This window comes from Bacteroides faecis MAJ27, assembly GCF_900106755.1.
GTDB lineage: Bacteria > Bacteroidota > Bacteroidia > Bacteroidales > Bacteroidaceae > Bacteroides > Bacteroides faecis.
This window is the reverse complement of sequence record NZ_FNNN01000029.1, coordinates 1-12,336: the sequence shown is the minus strand read 5'-3', so window position 1 is coordinate 12,336 and position 12,336 is coordinate 1. Positions and strand designations below refer to the sequence as shown.

Below are 12,336 nucleotides of genomic sequence, written 5' to 3'. Positions count from 1 at the left end.
TCAAAATGAAACAGAAACGATCTTTTAAAATAGGAGTTGCGGGTACGCTGTTGACTGTCGGTTTGCTGACAGCTGCTTTTACCACATGTACTGCTAATGAATCTGTAAGGGTGGTAGACCGTCCCGATACACAGTCGACTAACGCGAATTACGTGAGCTATCGGGCTCCGCTTCGTCCGTTGAATTTTATTAAGTTGCCTGTTGGCAGCATTCAGCCGGAAGGTTGGGTAAAGAAGTATCTCGAACTGCAGCGTGAAGGTCTGACCGGACATCTGGGCGAGATCAGTGCCTGGCTGGAGAAAGACAATAATGCCTGGCTGACGACCGGCGGCGATCATGGTTGGGAAGAAGTCCCTTACTGGCTGAAAGGTTACGGCAATCTTGCCTATATCCTGAATGATCCGAAGATGATTGCGGAAACAAAAACATGGATTGAAGGTGTATTTGCCAGTTGCCAGCCCGACGGTTACTTCGGCCCCATCAACGAACGGAACGGTAAACGTGAATTGTGGGCACAAATGATCATGCTCTGGTGTCTGCAATCTTATTACGAATATTCTCAGGACCAACGGGTTATTGACCTGATGACGAACTATTTCAAATGGCAGATGACTGTTCCCGACGATAAGCTTCTGGAAGACTACTGGGAAAACAGCCGTGGCGGTGACAACATCATCAGTATCTACTGGCTGTATAATCATACCGGAGACGCCTTCCTGCTGGAACTTGCCGAGAAGATTCACCGTAATACAGCCGACTGGACAAAGTCAACTTCCCTGCCTAACTGGCATAATGTGAACATCGCCCAGTGTTTCCGCGAACCTGCCACTTATTATATGCAGACCGGAGATTCCGCTATGCTCAAAGCATCTTATAACGTACATCATTTGATCCGTCGTACCTTCGGTCAGATGCCGGGCGGTATGTTCGGTGCGGACGAGAATGCCCGTCTGGGATATATCGATCCCCGTCAGGGAGTGGAAACCTGCGGACTGGTGGAACAGATGGCTTCTGATGAAATCATGCTTTGCATGACAGGCGACCCGATGTGGGCTGAACATTGTGAAGAAGTGGCTTTCAACTCTTATCCTGCTGCCGTAATGCCCGACTTCAAGGCTTTGCGTTACATCACTTGTCCGAACCATACAGTCAGTGACTCAAAGAATCATCATCCGGGCATTGACAACCGTGGTCCGTTCCTTTCCATGAATCCGTTCAGCAGCCGCTGCTGCCAGCATAACCATGCGCAAGGCTGGCCTTACTTCTCAGAACATCTGGTATTGGCAACTCCCGACAACGGTATTGCCGCTGCCATCTATGCTGCCTGTAAAGCTACGGTGAAAGTTGGCAATGGAAAGGAAATCGTTCTTCATGAAGAGACTAACTATCCTTTCGAGGAAAGTATCAAATTTACCGTTTCTACCGGTGAAAAGGTCAATTTTCCGTTCTATCTCCGCATTCCTTCATGGACTGAGGGAGCCGAAGTGCGTGTAAACGGAAAGAAGATCAGCGCGAAACCTGTATCGGGCAAATACTTGTGCATCGAACGCGAATGGGAGGATGGTGACAAAGTGGAGATGACCCTTCCGATGTCTCTGTCCATGCGTACCTGGCAAGTGAATAAGAACAGTGTAAGTGTGGATTATGGTCCGTTGACATTGTCTCTTAAGATTGACGAGAAATATGTAGAAAAAGACAGTCGGGAAACAGCTATCGGTGACTCCAAATGGCAGAAAGGTGCCGACCCGAAGAAATGGCCTACTACTGAAATTTATGCAAATAGCCCCTGGAACTATTCATTGGTATTGGATAAGAAAGAACCTTTGAAAAACTTCAAGGTGGTTCGTAAGTCCTGGCCTGCTGATAACTTCCCGTTCACAGTAGCCAATGTACCTTTGGAAGTGAAAGCTACCGGTCGGATTATTCCCGAATGGCAGATCGACGAGACAGGACTTTGTGGCGTATTGCCCGAAGAAGATGCGGTGAAAGGCGCTAAAGAAGAGATTACATTGATTCCGATGGGAGCGGCCCGGTTGAGAATATCGGCTTTCCCGAATACTAAGGAGTAAACAGATCCTTATCATTGATATATTCAGACATATGATGAGATAAATCATTTAATGAATGGGGGTGAGAGGCTATTGCAAGATTCGTTTGATTCTTTGCAATAGCCTTTTTTATGCTTCCTCTTCTCTTTCCGTTATCATTCAGATGGATCGATTCTTCGATAAAATGGAATATTTGTGTTATTTATTGGTCAAATAATAGCTTTGTAGTAACCCCGATTTTGCGAACTTTGCAGCCATAACGTAACTTTGTAATTTTATATCAATCATGAAGAATTTGGCATTATGGGCTTTTGCTGCCCTTTTTATGACTGCTTGTACTCCGAAAGCAGAGCAAACTACCGACTCCGGTCTGTTAAGAACTAATTTCCAAGCCGAGGTAGGCGGTAAGAAAACAGATTTATACACCCTTCGCAACAAGAATAACATGGAAGTCTGCGTGACGAACTTCGGCGGACGCATTGTTTCTGTGATGGTTCCCGATAAAGACGGAAAGATGCAGGATGTAGTTCTGGGATTCGATTCTATTCAGGATTATATCAGCAAACCTTCGGATTTTGGTGCCAGCATCGGTCGTTATGCTAATCGTATCAATCAGGGTAAATTCACATTGGACAGCATTGAATATCAATTGCCTCAAAATAACTACGGCCATTGCTTGCATGGTGGCCCTAAAGGGTTTCAGTATCGTGTGTTCGACGCTGTGCAACTGAATCCGCAAGAGATCGAACTGACTTATGTCGCTGCGGACGGTGAAGAAGGTTTCCCGGGCAACATTACCTGTAAAGTTCTGATGAAACTGACGGACGATAATGCCATCGATATCCGCTATGAAGCAGAAACGGATAAGCCGACCATCGTAAATATGACCAATCATTCTTATTTTAATCTCGATGGTGATGCAGCAAGCAATGCAGACCACTTGTTGATGGTGGATGCCGATTATTATACTCCGGTCGACAGCACATTCATGACAACTGGTGAAATTGTTCCGGTAGAAGGTACTCCGATGGATTTCCGCACTCCGACTCCGGTAGGTGCACGCATTAACGACTACGATTTTGTACAATTGAAGAATGGAAATGGTTATGACCATAACTGGGTATTGAATGCCAAAGGGGATATTTCCCGGAAATGTGTTTCGCTCGAATCACCTAAGACGGGTATCGTACTGGATGTATATACCAATGAACCGGGTATTCAGGTGTACGCAGGTAACTTCCTGGATGGTTCTCTGACAGGAAAGAAAGGCATTACTTACAATCAACGTGCTTCTGTATGTCTTGAAACACAGAAATATCCGGATACTCCGAACAAACCGGAATGGCCTTCGGCTGTGCTTCGCCCGGGAGAAAAATACATGAGTCAATGCATCTTTAAGTTTTCTGTAGATAAGGAATAATCTGCTCGCTCCCAAGAAATAAAAAAAATATTTTAGTCTCACGGTCTCACTTCCTTTCTGTAAAGATCATATAACTAGATGAATAATGAGTGAGAGATACCTTCGAGATATGGTATCTCTCACTCTTTTATCCCTTAAAATGCTCCAGAACAGCGCATCTCTCATCCTTTCTTGAGTTATCTCTCATTATTCTTTCTGCTACGGACTACAGCTGTATTGATTTTACTCTACCTGTCATTTGTATGTTATGACACTTGTGTTCTTGGCATATCTCCCTTACATTCTTATATTATCTTACCGACATTTTCATCGTTCCACACGGGTGAACTGATCATCGCACCAAGGTGAACTGATCATGTCACAGACGTAGACAGCTTGTTCTACCCGGGTGGAACGATGAAGATGTCTCTACGGAAATCTGATAATGATAGGTGAAAATCAGGCGATTATAGGGTTGTTTGGACGAAGAGAGGCAGTAAATCAGACAATAATTGCCGCAGTTTATAATTATGTCTGTTATTTGTTTGTATTCTAATAATAATTAGAGTATATTTGTAAGAATGTATAACACAATGAAGTTAACTTGACTTCATTAACAAAACTATTATATGATGAAAAAAATCCTTTTCTTAATGGTGATCTGCGTAGCCACATCGCTTACTTCTATTTTACCGGCTTCGGCTCAGAATTCAGATAAAACTGATGAATACAAAACTTTGCTTAAGAAGATTATGACCCTTTCCGGTAGTTCGGCATCCTCCGAGGCTATCATGTCGCAATTCATGTCAAGTATGCAAAAGGGACCTTTCCAACAAGATGAGGCTTATTGGAAAGATTTTGCAGCAAAGTGGACACAGAAGATTGAAGATAAAGTGATGGAAGTATATGCTCCTATTTACCAACAGCATATGACATTGGATGAACTGAAAAAAGTAGTTGCTTTCTACGAATCTCCTGCCGGCAAGAAGCTTGGGGAGACTGCATCTGCTGTTGCGAATGAATCAATGCCGATGATACAGCAACTGTCAATGGAAATGGTACAAGAGATCATGCCGCAGATTCAGAAAAGCATGAATATTGTTGAGAATAAGGTTGTCGACCCGAACAAGGAACGTGATCAGAAATTGTTTGATGAGGCTTACACGGTTCCTAAAGAAGATATAAAGATAGCTGCCGATAGAACTTATCAGCGAGGAATGAGTACAATGCCTGAAATCTATTCTATTGAGAAACGAAAAAATGATACTAAAGTTACATTTTTGCAGCCTATCTATTTCGATTGGCAATGGTTGTATTATAGCCCGGGATTTAAAATAGTAGATAAGAAAACCGGAGATGAATATATGGTGAGAGGATATGATGGCGGGGCTCCATTGGATAAGCTGTTGATTATTAAAGGTTGTGATCGCAAGTATATCTATGTCAGCCTTTTGTTTCCCAAGCTGAAAAAGAACGTAAAAGAAATTGATATTATAGAGGCGCTGGCTGATAAAGAGGCACTACCTTCCAATGATGATGGTGTAGCTAAATCTTATTTTGATGTAAAAATAGACGATTATATTGTATCCTCTAAAGAAAACAAGAAGGTATATTATTGATTGGAGCGATTTATTTATCACTGAAAATGAATATGACTATGAAAAACACAATGGTTTGGATCATAACCATTGTGTTGATGTCTGTTGATGTATATATAATATTTACGGACCCTTTGGAACGGCAATATGATTTGGTACAAATCGTAATGGCTTGGTATCTTGTAACGTTGCTGCTGGACTTTCTTTTTCGCCATAATAATACTTATGGGGTGATAAGAAATGTCATAGCCACAGTGCTTCTCTGTGTATTATATTTTGTATTTCCTTAAATGTATAATAATATGAGATATGCAGTTGTTTTGATAATCAATATTATATTAGTGTTAGCAGGATTCTTTTTACTCATAGTTGATCCTTTGAATAAGCAGTTACCGGTGAAAATGATAGCTATTTGGTTCATTGTTTTTGTGATATTAGATTATCCTCTTCGCCATTATAAAATATACAAAGAGATAAGGATATTTTTGTATATGATTTTTCTATCTCTTTTATATTGGCTGTTTCCTGCATAGGAAAACCATTGTTTTATTTATATTCATGTTCAAATAAAATAGCCTGTTGATGGACCTGTGTAATGGGAATGTTTTATCTTTGCAGTGTTTAAAATAAAATACGATGAAGAAAAGAGTAACAATACAGTTCGCTGACCTTATAAAGAGTAGGTTGGCAGGTGGTTTGCTCTGTTGTCTTGTGTTGTTGGCTGCCTATTTGTTTCAGATGTTCTTTCCGGGGATGTATGTGGATGCATTCTCGGCTTCCCATTATCTTTTTATGTGGCTGATCCTCTTTGTAGGCGCACTCTTATGGACATTCCGTGAGAAAGGAACACATGGATTGCCCTCCGAGGTAACTGATTGGCAATGCATTGCTGCCTTTTTGTTGATTGTTGCCAATCAGATTTATTTTGTTATGCCTAAGGAAGTCCACGTAGAGTTAGCTCCTGCACTATCTGCTTATACTCTGCCTGTGCTGATTATTGTTGGCTTAGCAATAGCAGGGATAGTTAAATTGGCTGTCTCATTCTATCGTTTATTGGAACTTGAACGGCAAAAAACAATTCTCCAAGAGAAACGGCTTCAAGAAATGCTTTCTTCTCCTCCATCTGCATTGGAAGGCGTTGTATATATGCGCAGACTTTTAGAAAATAAATCCATATATCAATTGACTGCCAGTGAGTACCTTACATTAATAGAAGGATGTCGTGCGATTGATCCGGATTTTTTTGTTTGGTTGAAAGAAAAGCAATTTGAAATGAAACCACGATATATTGTGTATTGTGTACTTATTAGGATGGGTAAGACTAAAGAAGATATGATGTCTATTTTTGATATTAATGATGGTAACTATCGTACTTTGAGATCTCGTGTACGAAGACGTTTAAGTATTGAAGATGAGGATATGGAAACTTTCTTGAAGGAATTGCATTAGTTATATTTTTAATGTGTTTATTAATCCTATAAAAGAATGGATTGCTGATATGAATCCCCCCATAATGGCGTAGTAGAACCATACGCGTTTATTCGAATATTTGTTTTGAGGGAATGTGTCGATGGCTCCGATTATGAGCACAATCCATGCTAGAAGTTCAAAGAAAGTGATAAGACAGTCTTGTAAAGTATAGTTTATGTCATTAATAAAACAGTGAAGGTAGCACATAGCGATGCTAATCCCCCACATTATATTATATAAAATTATATATTGGATTATTTTCATTTATTAGCTATACATTCTTTGTATTTTTTGTTTGCTATGTCCTTGGCTCTATCATATTTTGCAGCTGCCTGTATTAAGCAACCAGATGACATTGAACCACTTTGACAGTTAGTGACAGCATTGTCATAATCAGCTTTAGCTTGCGTATATGCTGCTTGTTTTTGTTCTTCACAGTTGCTAGTACCTCCTCCTTCTTCGCGTGTTTTTAGAAGTTTCACTTTTGTTAGTTCGTTACTTTCTGCATATAATATAAAGAGTTGTATCCGTTCATCTTCACTTAATCTTAAAAATCCCGTATGTTGAATCAGCTTCTCTTTAGCTTTTGCCATTTGTTGTAGCTCATCTTGCAGATTCGCTTTCCTTGCGAAGTCTTCCATGTAGTCATCATCATTCAGATTCTCCATAAGTTTGTCATATTCTTCTTCACTTAAAGTAGAAGTGTATTCATGAAACTTATCTGCCAAAAGCTCGGAGCTCATTTCGAATTCCCAAAACTCATCAGAACTGGCAATAGAATCAATGAGTGTATTTTCGTTATTTAGCATTCTTGATGAAAATCCGCGTGTTTTTGCTATCCCATTCTCTGCCATCTGTGTTTCATCTGTGTAATATTCATCAGTACTACAACTATAAGTAATGAAAATAGCGGTTAAACTACAAGCTAATGCTATCGCATAAAATAAAGCATTTTTTTTTCTTCTTGCGCTCATGATTATTTTGTTTTTTTAATGTTGATGCAAAGTAACGAAAAATAGATTTATTTGAAGGATAATATTTATTCAAAAAAAGACTAATATCTGATCCTTACAGGGCTTTAATTATTTTTATTGTGTTACAATATAGAAGAAAATAAAAGAAGTAATAGTGGCTAGAAGTACTTCTGTGTGGGTATAATGGTTTTAAAGGTGTAACATTGATAGGAGAGAATGAATATCTGCAAAATAATTTTCGGTCATATAAGGACAATTCTGAGTCATTAGGGATAATTTCCGGTCAAAAGTGAAATTTGGATACATTTTAGTTGTTACAATCATGGCATAAAAAATAAAAATATCCTTTTGAGAAGTCTCTGTGGCATATTGTAGAGGCTGTATGAGTGTAACACCCCCTTGTGTGATGGCTAAATGACTTGTAATTTTGCAAAAAAATAACATAGAATCATTTATCTCTATTTTTCTGATAATTATGAGAACATTCACAAGGTTGGTATCTGTCTTTCTGCTTACTGCAATTGGTAATCTCTTTTTCCTTTCATGTTCTGGAAGAGAAAAGAATGTTCCGGCGGTTTCTATATTGGAAATAGCTCTTCAGCAGGCAGGAGAGAATCGTGTGGAGCTGGAAAAGGTTTTGTCTCGCTATCAGATTGATCCGGCAGATAGTTTGAAATATAGGGCTGCTTGTTTTTTGATAGAGAATATGCCTTATTATACCTATTATAAAGGAAAACAGTTAGATCGGTATTTTACTTACTATGCTTTGTTACAGAAAACACGTGGATTGGGTATTTCTCCTCAGGTCGTGGCTGACTCTGTTCGTCACATGTATGGACCATTGTATTTAGATTCTTTACAATCCTATAGAGATATCGAAACAGTTGATTCTGCTTATTTATGTAATAATATTGAGTGGTCATTTAAGGTGTGGCAGGAACAACCATGGGGGAAACATGTTTCGTTTGCAGATTTTTGTGAATATCTTCTTCCTTATCGTATTGGTGACGAGACCTTGGCTAGCTGGCGGGAATCTATTTATCAGAAATATAATCTCTTGCTCGATTCTTTACGTGCTTCAGGAGTACTTGATAAAGAAGATCCGATTGTCGCGGCCCGTTGTTTACTTGATTCAATTCGTAAGGGAGGAGCGGTATTCACTACTGCCGTTCCTGCCAACCTTCCTCATGTGGGGCCGGAAGTTGTCCAGCAGAAAACCGGTAGTTGTCGTGAACTCACGGATTTTGTTGTTTATGTTTGTCGTGCGTTAGGCATTCCGTGTGCCATAGACTTCATGCCGATTCGTGGTGATGAGAATGACAGCCATCAATGGGTGGCATTTACAGATAAATACGGTACGCTCTATTACCACGAATTTCCTAATGGTGTGAGTGAAGTACGGAAAGACGCAATGTGTGGAATGCCTAAAATAAAGGTTTATCGTAATACATTTAGTCTAAATCGCGCTATGCAGGAGGAAATGCAGAAATTGGATACTGCTATTGTTCCTCTTTTCAAAGATCCGCATATCATAGATATTACTTTCCCTTATACAAAAGATTTTAAGAAAGAACTCCAAATACCGAAGGACGCTTTATATAAAGGTAAGCCACGTTCACGAATAGCTTATCTATGTGCCAGCAAACGGATGGATTGGGAGCCTGTTGCATGGACAGATTTTGATGGTAAAAACATTGTCTTTACAGATATACAAAAAGGACCTGTCATGCGGGTTGCTACTTACGAACGAGGACGACTCCGTTTTTGGACTGATCCTTTTGAGATTAATGTTTCTAATGAATTTCATTTCTTCACTCCTTCGGATAGTGTACAGGATGTTACTTTATTCGCAAAATATACTTTGCGGGCAGATGATATGTTCTTGAATCGCATGATAGGTGGAACTTTTGAAGGAAGCAATGATCCTGATTTTCGTGAAAAAGAAGTCTTGTACTTGATAAACGAGAAACCGAAAAGATTACAGACAGTTGTTCAATCATATTCTTCAAAACCGTATCGCTATGTCAGATATGTAGGACCTAAAGAGTCACACTGTAATATTGCAGAAGTAGCTTTTTATACTCCTAATGATACCGCTTCTTTAAAAGGTAAGGTAATAGGTACTCCCGGATGTTTTCAAAAAGACGGTTCGCATGAATATACGAATGTATTTGATGGGGATGTCACAACTTCTTTTGATTATATTGAACCTTCCGGTGGCTGGTCAGGGATCGATCTTGGAATTCCTAAACAGATAGAAAAGATTGTCTATACACCTCGGAGTTATGATAATTATATTCGTTCAGGTGATAAGTATGAACTGTTTTACTGTACAGGAAAAGATAAGTGGGAATCTCTTGGGAAAAAAGTCTCCGAAGCAGATTCATTGGTATACAGAGATGTTCCTGTTAATGTGTTGTTACTTTTGAAAAATTATTCCAAAGGGGTTCAGGAAAGAATCTTTACTTATGAGAGGAAAGGGCAAGTTTGGAAATAGAAATTAAAATAAGCAATAGTTTTTTTAGACTTGCTTTGTAGCTATATATGTGCTAGCGATATATACTATAATAGTAAGAATTTATATAGTCATTATTGTTTAATCTAAAAATAAAATTTATGATTTTAGGAAATTTGAAGAAAAGACCATACTTAGTGTTTATGTTATCGTGTCTTATAATGCAAAGTTGTAACTCTGATTATGATGAGTTTGTTGCTGATACAGGTGTTTCTAATAATGAGACTGTTACTCAATATGAAGCAGTATTACAATCTAATGAATTTAAGGAGTATGATTCTAAATACACTAATTTAATGTCAATAATTGACGATGTTGCATCTAGAATGACGGAAGAAGAGAAAAATGAGTTATCAAAATTGGGGGAGCTGTATGTTTCCGATCCTGAAAGATACAGTACTTTATTTAGATATGAAGTTACTAAAGTTCTAGGAAATGATTCGATAAGAGCAAAAGGAGCCTTATCTTTAGTATTGGAAGCTAAAAACAATCTGATGAAAAATGAGAAGTTAAAAAAAGAAATAGAAGGGAATGAAGTTTTGATTTCTGCCGAACTGAAAGTTAATAGGGATATAAATTCTAGATTTATTAGTGGTTATACCCCGATACTAAAGACTCGTGTTGAAAATAATCTAGATAAATTAACAGAATGCAATTCTTTATGTAAGGAGTCGTATGATAACAGAACGGATGTGGCGGATGCGGCATTGCTTTGTGGAACCGCTGTTAATATAGCCATGTGTCTTGGTTCATTGGGGGTGAGTGCTCCTGGTGGGGTTGTAACTCAACTAGGTTTAACAATTATATATCGTAATGAAAAGGAAGCGGCATTAAAAGATTATGATATTTGTACTAGGAATTGTGAATTGTCATATAAAAAATAATATGCTAATGGCTGTTGCGATGTTTGTAGTTACTTATGTCTCAGTAATATGTAGTGCGTATAATATTCTTGCTCAATGGCAAAAACTCTTCTCAGAACAAAAATATATACGTTTATCTATAATTGTGGGGCATAGCATAATTGTTAATGTTATATTTATAATAGCGTGCTATCGTGCGATATTCTATTAAATGATTGATAAAGGGCATTAGAAATAGAGATTTTTCTTTTTTAATTGCCCTCTATTTTCATATACAGAATAAAAATGAAGAAATGTATTTTACTATTTTTCCTTCTATTGTTATTGGCCTGTCAAGACAAGAAATATTTTAGAGACTTTATTGATGTTTCTGATGCTATTATTTATGGATGTGAGGTGTCTAAACCATCCTTGTTGTGTCTCATAGATGATAATGATAAAATATTATCCATAAAGAATTGTGATACTTTGGTAGCAAACTTTGTATGTTATATGTTACATGATCCAATGAAAACTGATGTAGGTAAAATAGTTCACCCTTCCGAATATCCTATATATGTAATATTGGAAAGAGATAGTATCGTTTCTATCCTTTCTTCTGAAGAAATGAAAAAGGAATTAGGGAAAGAAGATAGGAGGGCACTAAAGGATCGTTTATTACGTTCTAAGTATGACGGTAATAATGATATAGCTTATTTAAATGTTTTGCTGAAATTATATGCTTATTTGAGTAATCAGAATAGTAATTCTGTAATAGAGTTAAGCTATTTAGACTCTTTAATAAACAAACATAATAAGTTCTATGGAAAATATCTTTTAGCACAATTATATAAGGACCTAGATGTTAAAAATGCTGATGAGATGTATAGCGATTTATGGGTAAATTCGACAAAAAATGACATGGAAGAGTATCCAGAAGAGTTTATAGATATAATGAAATGTAAAGATCATCTAGTACTTGTGAATAAAGAGGATATATTGTTTGGTTGTACAGAATATGATTTTGGAATCATATCTCCTAATAAAGAAGTAACTTGTACTTTTAGTTTTACGAATAATAGCTCTAATAGGTTTATTATTCATAATGTAATAACGACATGTGGATGCACTGTACCTGTTTGGAATAGAAAGCCGATAGCTCCTAATGCTCGGGATTCTATCTCAGTAAAGTTTAAAAGTAATTATACGGGAGTTAGCCAAAAAACTATCATTATAGAAGGAAATTGTAAACAGAAAATTGAACTAAAAATAAGAGCTTCAATTTGTAATTAGAAAATATATAATGTACGTGTTCTATATAAGGAAATAACTGTGTCATGAAAAAAAATATTATTCTTTTGTTCTTATTTTTACCTTTTGTTTGTTTTGCTCAAAGTAAGCAATCAGTAAACCCCGTATCCTAGACCATAATAGTTCTTCATACCTTTGCGTGTGAATTATAAAACGTAAAAGATATGAAGGTAAGCAAT

General features: G+C 37.7%; 9 protein-coding genes. 8 read left to right on the top strand and 1 reads right to left on the bottom strand.

The features are described from left to right. The first annotated feature begins 5 nt into the window (after positions 1–5). The 5 genes from BLW31_RS19925 to BLW31_RS19900 all read left to right on the top strand — a co-directional run bounded on the left by BLW31_RS19925 (position 6) and on the right by BLW31_RS19900 (position 6,494). Positions 6–2,069, top strand: coding sequence for a beta-L-arabinofuranosidase domain-containing protein (locus BLW31_RS19925; protein WP_010536237.1), 2,064 nt, complete (start codon positions 6–8; stop codon positions 2,067–2,069). Positions 2,070–2,334: 265 nt separating this feature from the next. Continuing rightward, the gene (locus BLW31_RS19920; RefSeq protein ID WP_022301392.1) at positions 2,335–3,468 is read left to right on the top strand and encodes an aldose epimerase family protein; all 1,134 of its coding nucleotides are present in this window, start codon (positions 2,335–2,337) and stop codon (positions 3,466–3,468) included. Positions 3,469–4,076: 608 nt separating this feature from the next. Then, positions 4,077–5,066, top strand: a complete 990-nt coding sequence (locus BLW31_RS19915) for a DUF2059 domain-containing protein (protein ID WP_022301391.1) — start codon at positions 4,077–4,079, stop codon at positions 5,064–5,066. Between the two features lie 38 nt (positions 5,067–5,104). Next, on the top strand, positions 5,105–5,335 hold the full coding sequence (locus tag BLW31_RS19910; RefSeq protein ID WP_022301390.1) for a hypothetical protein: 231 nt from the start codon (positions 5,105–5,107) through the stop codon (positions 5,333–5,335). A gap of 346 nt (positions 5,336–5,681) precedes the next feature. Continuing rightward, positions 5,682–6,494, top strand: coding sequence for a hypothetical protein (locus BLW31_RS19900; protein WP_010536242.1), 813 nt, complete (start codon positions 5,682–5,684; stop codon positions 6,492–6,494). 281 nt (positions 6,495–6,775) lie between these two features. Here BLW31_RS19900 and BLW31_RS19890 read toward each other — a convergent pair whose 3' ends face one another. Then, positions 6,776–7,489, bottom strand: a complete 714-nt coding sequence (locus BLW31_RS19890) for a hypothetical protein (protein ID WP_010536244.1) — start codon at positions 7,487–7,489, stop codon at positions 6,776–6,778. 475 nt (positions 7,490–7,964) lie between these two features. Between BLW31_RS19890 and BLW31_RS19880 the strand changes: the two genes are divergently transcribed. From BLW31_RS19880 to BLW31_RS19865, 3 genes are all read left to right on the top strand, one after another. After that, positions 7,965–9,986 (top strand): transglutaminase domain-containing protein, encoded by a 2,022-nt coding sequence (locus BLW31_RS19880; RefSeq protein ID WP_022301388.1) that lies wholly within the window; start codon positions 7,965–7,967, stop codon positions 9,984–9,986. 119 nt (positions 9,987–10,105) lie between these two features. Further along, complete coding sequence (locus tag BLW31_RS19875) at positions 10,106–10,888, top strand: hypothetical protein (protein WP_010536247.1); 783 nt, start codon at positions 10,106–10,108, stop codon at positions 10,886–10,888. Positions 10,889–11,152: 264 nt separating this feature from the next. Continuing rightward, positions 11,153–12,139 carry a DUF1573 domain-containing protein gene (locus BLW31_RS19865; RefSeq protein ID WP_010536249.1) on the top strand — a complete coding sequence of 329 codons (987 nt, stop codon included), beginning with the start codon at positions 11,153–11,155 and terminating at the stop codon, positions 12,137–12,139. The last annotated feature ends 197 nt before the right edge of the window (positions 12,140–12,336 follow it).

Coding starts and splice junctions, on each gene's coding strand:
- BLW31_RS19920 (WP_022301392.1), top strand. CDS start 2,335: ATGAAGAATTTGGCATTATGGGCTTTTGCTGCCCTTTTTATGACTGCT.
- BLW31_RS19915 (WP_022301391.1), top strand. CDS start 4,077: ATGATGAAAAAAATCCTTTTCTTAATGGTGATCTGCGTAGCCACATCG.
- BLW31_RS19910 (WP_022301390.1), top strand. CDS start 5,105: ATGAAAAACACAATGGTTTGGATCATAACCATTGTGTTGATGTCTGTT.
- BLW31_RS19890 (WP_010536244.1), bottom strand. CDS start 7,489: ATGAGCGCAAGAAGAAAAAAAAATGCTTTATTTTATGCGATAGCATTA.
- BLW31_RS19900 (WP_010536242.1), top strand. CDS start 5,682: ATGAAGAAAAGAGTAACAATACAGTTCGCTGACCTTATAAAGAGTAGG.
- BLW31_RS19925 (WP_010536237.1), top strand. CDS start 6: ATGAAACAGAAACGATCTTTTAAAATAGGAGTTGCGGGTACGCTGTTG.
- BLW31_RS19875 (WP_010536247.1), top strand. CDS start 10,106: ATGATTTTAGGAAATTTGAAGAAAAGACCATACTTAGTGTTTATGTTA.
- BLW31_RS19865 (WP_010536249.1), top strand. CDS start 11,153: ATGAAGAAATGTATTTTACTATTTTTCCTTCTATTGTTATTGGCCTGT.
- BLW31_RS19880 (WP_022301388.1), top strand. CDS start 7,965: ATGAGAACATTCACAAGGTTGGTATCTGTCTTTCTGCTTACTGCAATT.